Origin of the sequence: Minwuia sp. IMCC3009, from assembly GCF_029909415.1 — a bacterium.
Taxonomy (GTDB): domain Bacteria; phylum Pseudomonadota; class Alphaproteobacteria; order Minwuiales; family Minwuiaceae; genus Minwuia.
The window spans coordinates 1,275,246-1,289,938 of sequence record NZ_CP123781.1 but is presented as its reverse complement, the minus strand read 5'-3'; the positions used below and the strand labels follow the sequence as shown (position 1 = coordinate 1,289,938).

At 63.8% G+C, this 14,693-nt stretch carries 14 protein-coding genes; 9 read left to right on the top strand and 5 right to left on the bottom strand.

The window, feature by feature from the left end:
* Nucleotides 1-120: 120 nt before the first annotated feature.
* The 3 genes from QGV55_RS06115 to QGV55_RS06105 form a co-directional block, all read right to left on the bottom strand.
* Entirely contained in the window at nt 121-1,200 is a 1,080-nt protein-coding gene (locus QGV55_RS06115) for an IS5 family transposase (protein ID WP_281017739.1), read from the bottom strand.
* A gap of 33 nt (nt 1,201-1,233) precedes the next feature.
* On the bottom strand, nt 1,234-1,530 hold the full coding sequence (locus tag QGV55_RS06110) for a nucleotidyltransferase domain-containing protein (RefSeq protein WP_281017740.1): 297 nt from the start codon (nt 1,528-1,530) through the stop codon (nt 1,234-1,236).
* Nucleotides 1,531-1,662: 132 nt separating this feature from the next.
* Nucleotides 1,663-2,556 (bottom strand): phosphodiesterase, encoded by an 894-nt coding sequence (locus QGV55_RS06105; protein WP_281017741.1) that lies wholly within the window; start codon nt 2,554-2,556, stop codon nt 1,663-1,665.
* Between the two features lie 300 nt (nt 2,557-2,856).
* On the opposite strand from QGV55_RS06105, the gene QGV55_RS06100 reads away from it, so the two are divergent.
* The 8 genes from QGV55_RS06100 (at nt 2,857) to QGV55_RS06065 (ending at nt 11,967) form a co-directional block, all read left to right on the top strand.
* On the top strand, nt 2,857-4,548 hold the full coding sequence (locus QGV55_RS06100; protein WP_281017742.1) for an NAD(P)/FAD-dependent oxidoreductase: 1,692 nt from the start codon (nt 2,857-2,859) through the stop codon (nt 4,546-4,548).
* A gap of 197 nt (nt 4,549-4,745) precedes the next feature.
* Nucleotides 4,746-6,002, top strand: a complete 1,257-nt coding sequence (locus QGV55_RS06095) for an ABC transporter substrate-binding protein (RefSeq protein WP_348638811.1) — start codon at nt 4,746-4,748, stop codon at nt 6,000-6,002.
* 80 nt (nt 6,003-6,082) lie between these two features.
* The gene (locus QGV55_RS06090; RefSeq protein ID WP_281017743.1) at nt 6,083-6,985 is read left to right on the top strand and encodes a branched-chain amino acid ABC transporter permease; all 903 of its coding nucleotides are present in this window, start codon (nt 6,083-6,085) and stop codon (nt 6,983-6,985) included.
* Complete coding sequence (locus QGV55_RS06085) at nt 6,982-7,926, top strand: branched-chain amino acid ABC transporter permease (RefSeq protein WP_281017744.1); 945 nt, start codon at nt 6,982-6,984, stop codon at nt 7,924-7,926. The genes QGV55_RS06090 and QGV55_RS06085 overlap by 4 nt, the downstream gene beginning before the upstream one ends.
* Nucleotides 7,923-8,708 (top strand): ABC transporter ATP-binding protein, encoded by a 786-nt coding sequence (locus QGV55_RS06080; RefSeq protein WP_281017745.1) that lies wholly within the window; start codon nt 7,923-7,925, stop codon nt 8,706-8,708. The genes QGV55_RS06085 and QGV55_RS06080 overlap by 4 nt, the downstream gene beginning before the upstream one ends.
* Nucleotides 8,705-9,349 carry an ATP-binding cassette domain-containing protein gene (locus tag QGV55_RS06075; RefSeq protein ID WP_281017746.1) on the top strand — a complete coding sequence of 215 codons (645 nt, stop codon included), beginning with the start codon at nt 8,705-8,707 and terminating at the stop codon, nt 9,347-9,349. Before QGV55_RS06080 ends, QGV55_RS06075 begins: the two co-directional genes overlap by 4 nt.
* 145 nt (nt 9,350-9,494) lie before the next feature.
* Complete coding sequence (locus QGV55_RS06070; RefSeq protein ID WP_281017747.1) at nt 9,495-11,150, top strand: AMP-binding protein; 1,656 nt, start codon at nt 9,495-9,497, stop codon at nt 11,148-11,150.
* 40 nt (nt 11,151-11,190) lie between these two features.
* A complete protein-coding gene (locus QGV55_RS06065; protein ID WP_281017748.1) occupies nt 11,191-11,967 on the top strand; it encodes an enoyl-CoA hydratase/isomerase family protein in 777 nt (258 codons plus the stop codon).
* 33 nt (nt 11,968-12,000) lie between these two features.
* Here the strand turns inward: QGV55_RS06065 and QGV55_RS06060 are convergent, their stop codons facing one another.
* On the bottom strand, nt 12,001-13,152 hold the full coding sequence (locus tag QGV55_RS06060) for a thiolase (RefSeq protein ID WP_281017749.1): 1,152 nt from the start codon (nt 13,150-13,152) through the stop codon (nt 12,001-12,003).
* A gap of 28 nt (nt 13,153-13,180) precedes the next feature.
* Nucleotides 13,181-13,558, bottom strand: a complete 378-nt coding sequence (locus tag QGV55_RS06055; protein ID WP_281017750.1) for an OB-fold domain-containing protein — start codon at nt 13,556-13,558, stop codon at nt 13,181-13,183.
* 135 nt (nt 13,559-13,693) lie between these two features.
* Here QGV55_RS06055 and QGV55_RS06050 point away from each other — a divergent pair, with 135 nt between their 5' ends.
* The gene (locus QGV55_RS06050; protein ID WP_281017751.1) at nt 13,694-14,647 is read left to right on the top strand and encodes a D-2-hydroxyacid dehydrogenase family protein; all 954 of its coding nucleotides are present in this window, start codon (nt 13,694-13,696) and stop codon (nt 14,645-14,647) included.
* The last annotated feature ends 46 nt before the right edge of the window (nt 14,648-14,693 follow it).

Genomic DNA, 14,693 nt, shown 5'->3' with positions numbered 1-14,693 from the left:
CCCGATGATTTCGCCGAGTGGAAGACACGGCCTGCACCCGGATGTTCTGAACCGGTGGTTTCCGGTTCCGACGGCCTGATCTGGCGTCGGGCTGGTGGGTGACCGGCGTTCTGGACGGACTCATCCTGTGGCGGCTCTGCGTTCATGGAAGATCAGACGGTCGAAGTTGTAGGCGAGGTTGGCCAGGGTCAGTTTGGCTTCGGCCCGCTTGATCCCGATGGTCCGGATGAACAGGCCGTAGCGGTTCTTCTGGTGGGCGAAGACATGCTCGACGCGGGCGCGGATCGAGGACTTCTTCGCATTGGCGCGGGCCGTGGCCTTCGGCATCGGCTTGCCTGCGGGCTTGCGCCGGTGGATGCGGCTGACCAGCATCCGGCTTGCCAGCCACTTCTCGTTGCGCCGCGAGCGGTAGGCGCTGTCGGCCCAGACCTCGCCGGACGTGTTGTCTGTGCAGACCACGGTCTGTAACTGTCGGCCATCCGGCGCCGAGGCCGAGGTCACGGCCTGGCCGCGGATGAAGCCGAACCGCCGGTCGATGCTGATGTGCGACTTGTAGCCGAAGACCGGCAACGCGATCATCGGCAAGGGCACGCCGTCGGGCCGGGTGCGGACCTTGCCGCCCACCTTCAGCGTCCAGCGCGCGTCGGTATCCTTCTGCGCCGCCCTGTTCGGTTCGTCGGGCCAGATCTCGGACGCAGTGCGGCCAGCCTTCACCGCCTCCTTCTCGGGGTCGGTATTGCGCTGCTTCGGTGCCGGGACCAGGCTCGCATCCACGATCTGGCCTGACATCGGGATATAGCCCTTCTTGTGCAGTTGCCAGTCAAACGCCTTCATCACCCGCTGCAGCGTGCCGGTCTCTGTCAACTTGTTGCGGAACAGCCGGATGGTGTTCTCATCCGGCGTCGGCGCACCGAGATCGAAGCCGAGAAAGCGCATCCAGGACAGACGGTCCCGGATCATGAACTCCATCCGCGCGTCGCTCAGATTGTGCTGCGCCTGCAGGATCAGAACCTTGAACATCGATACCGGATCAAATGGCGGGCGACCGCCTTTGCGACCATCGCCATAGCCCAACCCTTCAACCAGCCAGCGCCGGAAATGCTCGAAATCGACCGTCGCATCAAGCACCTCCAGTGGATCGCCGTCCCGGCTCAATGCTTCCAGATGCTCCGATAGTCCAAACAGTCCCCGCTGACGCATCCGATCCTCCCGTACCATCAGGGAGGTAGTGAATCAGACCGCCGCAAAATCGGCCAGGATTTTGCGGGTGTCCAGCTGGCTCCTGCGCTCCAATAGTTCCAACGGCCCAGGCAATTGAATCTTCAACGAAGCGTAGTCTTCTGCTTCCATCTCCGTCAGCCAAGCAGTCGACGAGTCGCTCGGGCTCGCAAAGTCAAAAAGTACATCGACATCGCTGCCAGAACGGTGATCCCCGCGAACTCTACTGCCAAACAAGTATATAACAATACCTGAGTGTGGGTGCGACCAATCGGCAAGTATGCTAGCGATATTTCTGAAATCATTGGTCATATTTGCCACCTAGATTCAAAAATTTCTTCATTTCTATAATTCTCAATTGATCAAAACTCAACCAATCCAAGCTAACCGCAGCAGTTTTGGCTCGAGTCGCAATCCACAAGCAGTTCGCCATGAACCGGCAGATCATCCGCCCGGTGACAGGCCCCGGACACGGTCATTAACGTCCTTCGGGATGATCCCGTGATGGGCTTCGGCGTAGGCGGCGAGCCGCGCCATCATGTCGGGCTGCATGAGTTGCAGCGGTTCCGGGTCCCCACCTATCGGCAGGACGTCCGAGATCACGCGCTGCCCGTCCCAGGAGATCAGGCCAATCGCGGCCGGATCGGCGCAGAGATGCGGGTCGGGTCCGGTCAGATCCAGTGCCACCTGATATGACGTGCCGGGACATATCCGGGCCACGGTGCCGCCCCAGCGCGTGGTGATGGGCCTGTGCACATGGCCGCAGAGCACCGCCTGCACGTTCGGAAAGCGGGCCACCAGCGCCTCCAGCGGGCTGACCCAGTCCAGGTTCATCACGTCCATCCAGCGCACACCGGTGGCGAAGGGCGGGTGGTGCATGGCCAGAACGACGGGTCGCCCCTGCGTCACCTTCAGTTCGGATTCGAGCCAGGCCAGACGCTGGGCGCAGAAGGTGCCGTCATGATGCCCGTCGTGCAGCGTATCCAGCCCGATGACCCGCAGCGGCCCCGCGTCGATGGCGAACTGGCCGAAACCCGCAAGGCGGGTGTCGCCCAGATGCCCGGCCATGGCGTCAAGGAAGGGGTCACGGGTGTCGTGATTGCCCGGCAAGGCGTGCCATGGCACCTGCAGACCGGTCATGATCTCCAGGAAATGATCGTACTCCGCCTTCTGCCCGTGGTGGGTCAGATCACCGGTCACCAGCACGAGTTCCGGCCGGACGGGGAGCGTGTTGATCCGCGCAACGGCTGCCCGCAACCCGGCAGCGGAATCATAGCGGTCGTAGACCAGCGCGCCAGGCGCGACAATGTGGGTATCGGTGATCTGGACAAGCAGCATGGTGGTGTCGGAACCTTCGAACGGATTTCGCGCGGATTGATCCCTGCAGCCTACCTGTCAGGAGCCGGGAAGTGCAGCCAGCCTTTGCTGCCGGGCGGCGCACGATGGGACACGGATCAGGCTCTCCAGGTGAACTGCCACCCGAATTCTCCCATGATTTCAGCATAATACACTGATTTCATTAACATTACTGATGGGTATTTTCTCATCCGCCAAAGTATGGTACGGTCTTTCCAAACAGTGAATATCTGCGTCCGGATCAGAGTTCGGGCGCAAGAAAATCCGTCAGGAGGGATCACCATGTCGACAGCTATGGCAATGCAGAACGCGCCGGACCACGAGGCCATCATCATCGGGGCCGGAGTCTGCGGAATCTATCAGATCAAGACGCTGACCGACATGGGCATGGATGCCATCGTGCTGGACAGCGCCGGTGATCTGGGCGGCACCTGGTACTGGAACCGCTATCCGGGTGCGCGCTTTGATTCGGAGAGCTACACCTACGGCTATTCCTTCTCAAGGGAACTGCTGGACGAATGGCACTGGAAGGAGCGGTTCTCCGGCCAGCCAGAGAACCTGCGCTACCTGAACTTCGTCGCCGACAAGTTCGACCTGCGCAAGTACATGCAGTTCAACTGCAAGGTAGAGGCCGCCCATTACGACGAGGCTGAGAACATCTGGCGGCTGAGCCTTGATGACGGGCGCACCCTCACCTGCCGCTACCTGATCATGGGCCTTGGCCTGCTGTCGCAGCCGACGATGCCCAGGGTGGAGGGTATCCACGACTTCAAGGGCGAGTCGTTCCACACCTACTACTGGCCGCAGGAGCCGGTGGACCTGAACGGCAAGCGGGTCGGGATCATCGGCACAGGCGCCACCGCCATCCAGGTGATCGCGGAGATCGCCGACAAGGTCGGTTCGCTGACCGTGTTCCAGCGCCGCCCGAACTGGAGCGCGCCGCTGAACAACAGCGAGATCACCGAAGAGGAAATGGCCGACATCCGGAAGCGTTACGACGAGATCTTTGCCAATTGCGCAAAGAGCCCGGGCGGTTTCGAGCATCAGCCCGACAGGCGCGGCTTCTGGGAGGTCACGCGGGAGGAACGGCTGGAGCTGTGGGACCGCCTCTACGATGAACCCGGCTTCGGCATCTGGCTGCAGAACTTCCGCGAGATCTTCACCGATGAGGATGCCAATGCGGAGATGTCCGAATATATCGCGGACCGTATCCGCCAGCGCGTGAACGACCCGGTCATCGCCGAGAAACTGATCCCGAAGGACCATGGCTTCGGCGTCCAGCGGGTGCCGCTGGAGACGCGCTATTTCGAGGTCTACAACCGCGACAATGTCGAACTGGTGGACATCAGCGAGACGCCGCTGGAGCGCGTGACGGAAAAAGGCATCCGCACGTCCGACCGGGAGTTCGAGTTCGACATCATCGTCTATGCCACGGGCTTCGACGCGATCACCGGTGCCTATGACCACATCGACATCCGCGGCATCGGTGGCCAGACACTGCGGCAGAAGTGGTTCGACAGTCCCTCGACCTTCCTCGGCATGTTCGTGCACGGCTTTCCGAACATGCTGATGCCTGCCGGTCCGCAGAGCGGCTCGGCCTCCACCAACTATCCGCGCGGGATCGAGACCGGCGTCAACTGGTGCACGGCGTTCCTGAAGTACGTGCGCGAGCATGGCTTCACCCGCTTCAATGCGTCGGAAGCGGCAGAGGCCCGCTGGACCTCGCATGTCGAGAAGATGTACTCGACCATGCTGATGCGGAAGGCAAAGTCCTGGTTCACCGGCTACAACTCCAACGTCGAGGGACATGAGGAGGGCAAGGTCCGGTACTTCGTCTACAACGGCGGTTCGCCCAAGTACGTGCAGCGGATCACCGAGATTGCCGGAAACGACTACGAGGGGATCGAGATGACGTCCGATACCCCGCAGAGCCCGCGCATGCCGCTGCAGCAGATGGGTGACGCCGCCGACTGAATCCCTCTCCTGAGGGCTTCGCACAACAACCTGTCGAGACAGGCCCGGGGGACGGTGGTTGACCGCCCCCCGGATTGACTTACTGTTGTGCCGATCAAGGCGCTGGATAAAAAGCGTCCATCCTCGGGAGGGAAAAAATGAGAACTACGGTCAAGCGCCTCGTCAGCGCGACCGCAGCGGCAGCACTGTAGCTCGGCATTGCGGCAGGCGCACAGGCGGCATCGCATTCAGAGACATTCAAGATCGGCGTCGTGACGTTCCTGTCCGGCGGCGCGGCCGAAAGCTTCGGCGTGCCCGCATGGAACGGCGGCAAGCTGATGATCGACATGCTGAACAAGGGCGAACTGCCTGCCCCTTACGACCAGAAGGGCTTCGGCGGCATGATGATCGAGGCCATCGAGATCGATGAGGCCGGTGGCGCCACCAAGCAGGTGCAGGAATTCCGCAACCTGGTGCAGCGCGAGAAGGTCGACGCCGTGCTGGGCTACGTCAGTTCCGGCGACTGCCTCGCCGTTCCGCCGGTGGCGGAGGAACTGAAGGCATTCCTGGTGCTCTATGACTGCGGCACCCCGCGCGTCTTCGAGGAAGGCTCCTACAACTACGTCTTCCGCACCGCGGCCCATGCGGCGATGGATAACATCTCCCTGGCCAAGTACATGACGTCCCGTGGCATCAAGGTCGGCACCTTCGCGGGCGTCAACCAGGACTATGCCTGGGGCCATGACAGCTGGGCCGACTTCGTTGCCTCCATGGGCGTCCTGATGCCGGACGCGAAGGCCACCACATCGCTGTTCCCGAAGATCTTCGCCGGTCAGTACGGCACCGAGATTTCCGCCGTGATGCGGGAGAAGCCGGACCTGCTGCATTCGTCGCTGTGGGGCGGTGACCTTCAGGCCTTCATGCTGCAGGCCTCGGCCCGTGGCATTCACAAGCGGATGCAGATCGCGCTGGCCGCCGGTGACCATGTCATCCCGCAGCTTGGCCAGAAGATGCCCGATGGCATCATCCTGGGCGCGCGTGGCATGAACGGTCTGGCTGCGCATGCCAAGGGCGGTGAACTGGTCGACCTGCTCTGGGACCGCTACAAGGCCGAATATGGCGTCTTCCCCGTCCAGGCTCCGTTCCGCATGTGGCAGGGTCTGCTGGGCGTCAAGGCGGCCGTAGAGAAGGCGATGAAGGCCAATGGCGGCAAGAAGCCGACTGCCGAGCAGATGGCTGCCGCCATGAAGGGCCTGACCTGGGAAGCCCCGTCCGGCACCATCACCATGGCGCTGGGCAACGGTCATCAGGCGATCCAGCCGAACGCCATCGGCACCACCAAGTGGGACGAAGCCGCGGGCGAAATGACCCTGGTCGATGTCGAATATTATGACGCCGAATGCGTGAACCCGCCGAATGGCATCAAGGCAGTCGACTGGATCAAGGCCGGTTTCCCCGGCGCCAAGTGCAACTGAGCCTGCACGTCTGATCCGAAAGAACTGATGCGAACCGGCCGGCACTCCCCGGGGTGCCGGCCGTCTTCAGGGCGGACCACATGGACCTCATTCTCGTCATTCTGGTTGACGGGCTGATTTACGGCGCCTGGCTGTTCATCGTCTCGGTGGGCCTGACGCTTGTCTTCGGCGTGCTCGGCATCCTCAACCTTGCCCATGGCAGCCTCTATGCCATCGGCGCCTACAGCACCGCGACCGCTGTCGGCATCTATTTCGCCTACGGAGGCGACGCCTTTCCGCTCGGCTCCTACGCCGTGATGGCGCTGGCGGCCCTGCTGGTCGCGGTCGTCATCGCGCCGCTGCTGGAGCGTGGACTGCTGCGCCATTTCTATCATCGTGACGAGGTCATCGGCGTCCTTGTCACCTACGGCGTCTTCCTGATCCTGGAGGACGCGATCAAGCTGATCTGGGGCGTTGATCCCCTGTTCGTCTACGAACCCTATGACCTGCTGGGCATGGTGGAGGCGGGACCGCTGTTCTACGTCGCCTATGACTTCCTGGTCATTGCCGTCTCGGCTGTCACCGGGTTCGCGGTCTGGTACTTCCTGAACCGGACGCGGCGCGGCAAGGTCATGCTGGCCGTCATCCATGACCGGGAAATGAGCCAGACCATGGGTGTCAACGTGGACAAGGTCTTCCTGCTCGCCTTTGGCGCCGGTGTCTTCCTGGCGGCCTTCGGTGGCGCACTGACCGCGCCGATGATCTCCGTCTCCCCCGGCATCGGCGTGAATGTCATCATTGTCGCCTTCGCCGTCATCATCATCGGTGGACTCGGGTCCATCGAAGGCGCGGCCCTGGGGGCGGTCATGGTCGGCATCTCCCGCGCTGCCTCCGTCCACCTGATGCCGGAGCTGGAGCTGTTCATCATCTATTTCGTGATGGCCGTGGTTCTGATCTTCCGTCCGGAGGGCATCTTCGTGCGTACCCAGACGAGGAAGATATGAAAGCGCTATCCGACATCCGCGTTGCGTCACTGCTGGCGCTCGCACTGCTGGTCGCTGGTGGCTTCGCCCTGCCCGACTGGGCGCTGTTCCTGATGACCATCGGGCTGGCGAAGGCCCTGGTGTCGCTCGGCATCGTGGTACAGATGCGGGCCGGGCTGGTGTCCTTCGGCCAGGGGTTGTTCTTCTGCATCGGGGCCTATGTCGCCGGTCTTATGGCGAACTTCGCCGGGCTGACCGACATCTTCGTGCTGACCGGCATCTCCGTGCTCGCCTGCCTGGCGATCGGTGGCATCTTCGGGCCGCTGCTGGCCAACTATCGCGGCATCTTCTTCGCGATGCTGTCCCTGTCGCTGTCGATGATCCTCTACGGCATCCTGTCGAAGATGAACTCGCTGGGCGGCACGGACGGGCTGAACGTCGCCGCGCCGACCTTCGCGGGCTACGCGCCGGAGGGCCGCGCGCTCTCGCTGTCGCTGTACCTCTATACCTCCGTCATCGTGGTCGCGATCGGGGCCGTTCTGCGAACCGGCTTCGACAGCCAGCACGGGCTGGTCTCTCTCGCCGTCCGGTCCAACGAGCTGCGGGTGGAGTATCTCGGCGCATCGGTGCGGCGCACCAACGCCATCAACTACGTGATCTCGGCCATGCTCGGTGGCATCGGTGGTGTCATCACCGGCCTCGCCATCGGTCACGTCGATCCCGAATATGCCTACTGGACCACGTCGGGTGAGTTCGTCTTCGTCGCCATCCTGGCGGGTTACCTGTCGATCCCGGCAGTCTTCGTGGCCTCGATCATCCTGGAGCTGGTGCGGTCCTTCTCCAATCTCTACTTCCCGAACACATGGCAGATGGTGCTTGGCGTCTTCCTGCTGGTCATCATCCTGACCCTGCCGAACGGCCTCGGGTCCCTGTTCCACCGCAGGCGGGAGGGCGGATCATGAGCACCTCGGCCAAGACAGAAGCGCCGGCCCTGGAGACAAGGGGCCTGATGAAGAGCTTCGGTGCCGTCACCGCAGCACATGACATCACCGTTTCCGTGCCTGAGCGGGCGGTCTGGTCGCTGATCGGCACAAACGGCGCGGGCAAGACCACCTTCGTCAACATGGTGACCGGCTATCTGCATCCGGATCAGGGGACGATCCTGTTCCAGGGGCGGGACATCACCAGCCTGGGACCCCGGGAAGTGACCCGTGCAGGCATCTGCCGCTCGTTCCAGATCCCGCAGCTCTGCAGTGAACTGACGGTTCTGGAGAACGTGCTCGTTGCCCTCGCCATCGCCGATCCGAAACCACCGTCGTTCTTCCGCAAGGCACGCGAGAGCGAGGCCGAGGATCGCGCCATGGAGATCCTGAAACGGTTCCGGATCGAGGAGCATCGCGGTCGGCTGATGACCGAGCTGTCCGCAGGTGTGCGCAAGCTGCTGGACATCGCCATGTCCATGTGCGGCCACCCGAAGGTGATGCTGCTGGACGAACCCACCAGCGGCGTGGCGGCCGAGGAGAAGTTCCCGATCATGGATCTGGTGATGGAGGCGCTGGCCGCCGAGAACGTTACGACCCTGTTCGTGGAGCACGACATGGACATCGTCACCCGCTATTCCGACCGGGTGCTGGCGTTCTATGACGGGCGGATCATTGCCGATGATGCGCCCGACGAAGTGCTCGGCGACCCGCAGGTCCAGCGCTATGTCACCGGCACCGCGCCTGCGGAGGCGACATCATGATGCTGTCGCTCGCCAACGTCGACGTGGACATCCAGTCCACCCCCATCCTGCGTGGCCTTTCGATGGAAATCGGTGCTGGTCAGCTTGTCAGCCTCGTCGGCCGCAACGGTGCCGGGAAGACAACCACCATGCGCACCATCATGGGCATGACCAGGCCCCGCAGCGGGGAACTGAGGTTCGACGGCGACATCATCACCGGCCTTGCCGCCTACCGCCGTCCCGCCCTTGGCATCGGCTACATGCCGGAAGACCGGCGGCTGGTGCCGCAGTTGACCGTGGAAGAGAACATGCTGCTGCCCGCCTGGGTGAACCCGGCAATCGAACAGCAGCCCGGCCTCGACTTCATCTATGACCTGATGCCGGAACTGGCGGACATGAAGGACCGGAAGGCCCTGCTGCTCTCCGGCGGACAGCAGAAACTTGCCGCCCTCGGGCGCGCGCTGATGGCCGGATCACGGCTGCTGCTGCTCGACGAGCCGTTCGAGGGTGTGGCCCCGGCGCTGGCCAACAGGCTGTCGGAGGTCATCGGCACCCTGCGCGCCAGCCAGCGGTCCATCCTGATCGCGCAGTCGGAGCTGAGCCATACGCACGCCGTCGCCGACAGGGAGTATGTCATCGAGCGTGGTGCCATCGTTTCCTGACCGGCGCTGGCCTGCGCCCGCGACATGACAGGCAACGGCGGCCCCGCTGGCAATTGCGGAGCAAGCGTCGCGGCTGGTAGCCTGCCGCCACGATCATGGTGCCTCCCCAGCCGCGATCCATTCCAGTACCCAAGAGGCAGAGTTGATGACAGACATTAAGGTTGAAACCCTCCCCCCCTCGCCCGAGACCACGGACCCGCGCATTCCGTCGCGCGACCAGGTGGTGGTCCGTGATCTGGTCGAGCGCTGGAACCGGGAAGCGCCGGAGAAGGTCTTCGCGGTGCTGGACGACGGCAGCACCTGGACCTATGCCGAACTGCGCGATCTGGTGATCCAGACGGCGCTGGGCCTGCAGCAGCAGGGCGTGAAGCAGGGCGACCACGTGATCGTCTGGCTGCCGAACACGCCGGCCAATGTCCGCATCTTCCTGGCGCTGAACTACATCGGCGCGGTCTATGTCGGCATCAACACGAGCTATCGCGGCAACCTGCTGGCGCATGTGGTCAATATCTCCGACGCGCGCCTGATCGTGGCGCACGCGGACCTGGCTCCGCGCCTGTCGGAGGTCGACACGGCGAAGCTGGAGCGGCTGATCTGCGTCGGTGATGCGGTCACGGTGGAGGGGCTGGACTGCACCACCTATGACGCGGCCCTGCTGCCGACGTCCGGCACACTGGCAGCGCCCGAGCGCAGCATCGAACCCTGGGACCCGCATCAGATCATCTTCACCTCCGGCACCACCGGCCCGTCGAAGGCAGTGCTGTGTTCCTACCTGCACATCTATTCCAATGCGGGGCCGGAATCCTGGCCCTGCATCACGGGGGAGGACCGCTACCTGGTGAACCTGCCGCTGTTCCACATCGGCGGAACGGGCATCACCTACAACATGCTGGTGCGCGGTGGCTCCATCACGCTGGTGGAGCGGTTCGATACCGCCTCCTTCTGGGACGTGATCCGGCGAACGGAGACCACGGCGACCTTCCTGCTGGGGGTGATGGCACAGTTCATCGAGAAGATTCCCCCTGCCCCGGACGATGCCGACAACCCGTTGCGGGTGATGTTCATGGTGCCGCTGGCCGGTGACATCAAGGCCTTCGCGAAGCGCTTCGGGGTGGAGGTCTACACGATCTTCAACATGACCGAGGTCTCCACGCCGATCTTCTCCGAACCCAACCCGGAGATTCGTGGCACCTGCGGCAAGGCACGTGATGGCGTAGAGGTCCGGCTGGTCGATGACAACGACTGCGAGGTGCCGGTGGGCGAGATCGGCGAGATGATGATCCGCACCGACCGGCCCTGGGGCATGAACTCCGGCTACTACAACAACCCGGAGGCCACGGCGAAGGCCTGGCGGAACGGCTGGTTCCATACCGGCGACGCCTTCCGCATGGATGCAGAAGGCAATTTCTACTTCGTCGACCGGATGAAGGACGCGATCCGCCGCCGGGGCGAGAACATCTCCTCCTTCGAGGTGGAGGCTGATGTCGGCGCCCATCCGGCGGTACGCGAAGTCGCCGCCATTGCCGTCCCGAACGAGATGAGCGAGGACGAGGTGATGGTTGTCGTCGCGCCTGTCGAAGGACAGAAGATCGATCCCGTCGATCTGATCGAGTTCCTGCGCCCGCGCATGGCGCACTTCATGGTGCCGCGCTACATCCGCATCGTCGATGAACTGCCGAAGACGCCGACGGCCAAGGTCCAGAAGGCCATGCTGCGGGAAGAAGCGGTGACGCCGGATACCTGGGACCGGGAGGCTGCGGGCATCCGCCTGAAGGGGGATCGATTCTCGAAGGCGTCCTGACAGGGACGGCGCACGACAACAGAATTTGGGGAGGAAGAACATGACTGCATACGGGAATTATCCGGAACTGGGCGTCACGCTGGACAACCACGTCGCCGTGGTCGAGATCCAGCGCCCACCGCACAATTTCTTCAACTTCGAACTGATCGGGGCCATCGCCGACTGTTTCGAGGATCTGGGGCGGGAGGCGGACTGCCGGGCCATCGTGCTCTGCGCGCAGGGCAAGTCATTCTGTGCCGGTGCCGACTTCAGCGGCGACGACAGCAAGAACATCGGCAAGGGCGGCAACCTGTATCAGGAGGCCGTGCGCCTGTTCCGCACGCCGAAGCCGGTGATCGGCGCCATCCAGGGCGCGGCCATCGGCGGTGGCCTGGGTCTGGCCATGATGCCGGATTTCCGCGTTGCCTGCCCGGAGGCACGTTTCGCCGCCAACTTCACGCGGCTCGGCTTCCATCCCGGCTTCGGCCTGACCACGACCCTGCCGGAAGTCATCGGCACGTCGAAGGCGAACCTGATGTTCTACACCTCCCGCCGCATCAAGGGCGAGGAAGCGGCAGAGATGGGCCTGGTCGACGTGCTGGTGCCGCAGGAGAAACTGCGCGATGCCGCCATGGAACTGGCTGCCGAGATCGCCGAGAACTCACCGCTGGGCGTTCTGGAGACCCGCGCCACCATGCGCAAGGGACTGGCCGAACGGGTCAAGGCCGCCACCGATCACGAGCTTGCCATTCAGGACAAGCTGCGCACCACGGAGGATTTCGGCGAAGGCATCAAGGCCACCGCCGAACGCCGCGTCCCGAACTTCAAGGGACGTTGAAACCGGGAAAGGGAGAGACCATCGCCCTTCGGGTCAGAGGGTCTCTTCCGTCCCCAGGATTGCCGTCACCTGGCTGGACAGGTAACCGCCGCTGCCATGGGCGAGGGCCAGTTTCGCACCCTCTACCTGACGGGCACCGGCGACTCCGGTGATCTGCTGCACGGCCTCCACCAGGGTGAACAGGCCGTACATGCCGGGATGCACGCAGGACAGGCCGCCGCCATTGGTGTTCACGGGCTGAGCGCCGCCGGGGGCAGTGTGGCCGTTCTCGAAGAAGGCCCCGCCCTCGCCCTTCGCGCAGAACCCCAGATCCTCCATGAACAGGACCGGGTTGATGGTGAAGGCGTCGTAGAGTTCCACGACATCGATATCCTTCGGACCAACGCCTGCCTGGGCAAAGGCCTGTGGCCCGCTTTCGGAGGCGGCAGTGACAGTCAGGTCGGGCATCTGCGAGATATTGTGGTGGAACGTCGCCGCCGCAGCGCCGAGCACATAGGCGGGCTTTGACTTGTGGTCCTTCGCGCGGTCGGCACGGGTCACGACGATTGCCGCGCCCCCATCCGTCACCAGGCAGCAGTCCCGCACCCCCAGAGGCGTGGAAACGCGCCGTGCCTGCAGCACATCGTCCACCGTCAGATCCCCCTGCATATGGGCGTCGGGGTTCAGGTTGGCCCATTGCCGGGCGGAGACGGCGACTTCGGCCAGTTGCTCCGGCGTCGTGCCGTACTCGTGCATGTGCCGCGCGGCGGCAAGCGCATAGGCGCTGACCGGCAGGCGCGGCCTGTAGGGGCCTTCGTAGGGGTCGGCACCGCTTGGCGTCACCAGCTTTCCCGCACCCGACAACTGGTTGCTGCCATAGGCGATCAGCGCCACGTCACACAGACCGGCATCAAGCGCCAGACAGGCCGACTGCAGGTGTGTCAGGAAGGCGGAGCCGCCGGTCCGGTTGTTCTCCGTGATCTTCGGCTGAATGCCGAGATACTCCGTGAACGTCAGCCCGGACAGGAAGTTGTCAGGCAGACAGATGTAAAGGGCATCCACATCGCCCGGCGTGATGCCCGCGTCGCGCAGGGCGCGGATGCTGGCATTCACCGCGATGTCCATGCTGCTGAGGCCGGGGTTGCGCCCGATGCCGAAGGTGGCGGCGCCGGTGATTGCGGTCTTGCCGCGCGGAAATCCATTCATGATCTGATCCTCGGGGTCAATGCAGCGTTCAGGCGGGGTCGAAGACGACGATGGGGGTCCCGTCCTCGTCTGCCACCCTGGCCTTGACCGCCATGCCGATCTGCACGTCCTCGGCCGCAAGCCCCTCGACCCGGCTCATCATGCGCGGGCCTTCCTCCAAGTCGATCAGCGCGACATTGTAGGACGGCGTCGGCGGGCGCTGGCCGATGGCTGTCGTCGAATAGACCGTGCCCCGCCCCGATGCGGCGACCCATTCAAGATCGGTGTTTCCCGTCACCGGCTCGGCGACGCGGGGATAGAACATGCAGCGCCCGCTGGACCGGCTGCGCAGCAGCATGAATCGCCCTTCGGCAAGATGCGCGCGGTATTCCTCCTCCGGCCTGATACCGGACAACTCCTCGGTCATCGTCTCTCCTCCCCCGATTGACTGGACCTCCGCCGAGAGTGACCGAACGGGGCTGACAGCACAATGGCGGCGCGCGCATGTTACCCTTGTGGTCATGATTGCCATGACCCGGCCAGACAGGGGGGAACAGCCAGCATGAAGATCGCCATCCTCGACGACTACCAGAACGTCGCCCGCGCCTACGCCGACTGGACCCGCCTGCCGCCGCATGCCGAGCTGATCGTGGTGAACGAGAACATTCCCGATCCGGATGCCCTCGCCGCCCGGCTGGGTGATGTGGATATCCTGTGCGTGATGCGGGAACGCACGCCGATCACGGCGGCGCTGATGCAGCGCCTGCCCGGCCTGAAACTGATCGTGACCACCGGCATGTGGAATGCCGCCATCGACATGGACGCCGCAAGCGCCCGCAACATCACCGTCTGCGGAACGGAGGGGCCGGGCCACCCGACGGCGGAACTGACCTTCACGCTGCTGCTGATGCTGGCCCGCCGGATGCCGCAGCAGATGGCGGCCCTGGCAAGCGGCGGCTGGCAACCGCAGGAGATCGGGCACAGCCTGGCGGGCAGCACGCTCGGCCTCATCGGCCTTGGCAAGCTGGGCGGGCGCGTTGCCGGCTACGCGCAGGCTTTCGGCATGAACGTGCTGGCGTGGAGCGCGAACCTGACCGAATCCCGTGCGGCGGAAGTCGGCGTGAAACGTGTTTCATTCGACGAACTGCTGGCCAGTTCCGACCATGTCTCGGTGCATGTCCGGCTGTCGGAGCGGACGGAGGGGCTGCTTGACGCCGACGCGATCAGCCGGATGAAACGGGGCGCGACCCTGATCAACACCTCGCGCGGCCCCATCATCGATGTGCCCGCCATGATCGCCGCACTGGAGTCAGGTGCCCTGTCCGGTGCCGGTATCGATGTCTATGCGCAAGAGCCCCTGCCCGCCGACGATCCGATCCGGAAGGCACCCAACGTGATCCTGACGCCCCACGTGGGCTATGTCTCCGAGGATACCTGGCAGATGTTTCACGAGAAGATGCTGGAAGACATCCTTGCCTTCATCGACGGCAAACCTGTCCGTGTCATCAGCACCTAGAGCGTTCCGTCGAATGATGGAATCGGCCACGCGGCACGGCTGGGCA

Excerpts from the sequence above, each read along its gene's own strand:
- QGV55_RS06115 (WP_281017739.1), bottom strand. The coding sequence starts at position 1,200 with ATGCGTCAGCGGGGACTGTTTGGACTATCGGAGCATCTGGAAGCATTG.
- QGV55_RS06110 (WP_281017740.1), bottom strand. The coding sequence starts at position 1,530 with ATGACCAATGATTTCAGAAATATCGCTAGCATACTTGCCGATTGGTCG.
- QGV55_RS06105 (WP_281017741.1), bottom strand. The coding sequence starts at position 2,556 with ATGCTGCTTGTCCAGATCACCGATACCCACATTGTCGCGCCTGGCGCG.
- QGV55_RS06100 (WP_281017742.1), top strand. The coding sequence starts at position 2,857 with ATGTCGACAGCTATGGCAATGCAGAACGCGCCGGACCACGAGGCCATC.
- QGV55_RS06090 (WP_281017743.1), top strand. The coding sequence starts at position 6,083 with ATGGACCTCATTCTCGTCATTCTGGTTGACGGGCTGATTTACGGCGCC.
- QGV55_RS06085 (WP_281017744.1), top strand. The coding sequence starts at position 6,982 with ATGAAAGCGCTATCCGACATCCGCGTTGCGTCACTGCTGGCGCTCGCA.
- QGV55_RS06080 (WP_281017745.1), top strand. The coding sequence starts at position 7,923 with ATGAGCACCTCGGCCAAGACAGAAGCGCCGGCCCTGGAGACAAGGGGC.
- QGV55_RS06075 (WP_281017746.1), top strand. The coding sequence starts at position 8,705 with ATGATGCTGTCGCTCGCCAACGTCGACGTGGACATCCAGTCCACCCCC.
- QGV55_RS06070 (WP_281017747.1), top strand. The coding sequence starts at position 9,495 with ATGACAGACATTAAGGTTGAAACCCTCCCCCCCTCGCCCGAGACCACG.
- QGV55_RS06065 (WP_281017748.1), top strand. The coding sequence starts at position 11,191 with ATGACTGCATACGGGAATTATCCGGAACTGGGCGTCACGCTGGACAAC.
- QGV55_RS06060 (WP_281017749.1), bottom strand. The coding sequence starts at position 13,152 with ATGAATGGATTTCCGCGCGGCAAGACCGCAATCACCGGCGCCGCCACC.
- QGV55_RS06055 (WP_281017750.1), bottom strand. The coding sequence starts at position 13,558 with ATGACCGAGGAGTTGTCCGGTATCAGGCCGGAGGAGGAATACCGCGCG.
- QGV55_RS06050 (WP_281017751.1), top strand. The coding sequence starts at position 13,694 with ATGAAGATCGCCATCCTCGACGACTACCAGAACGTCGCCCGCGCCTAC.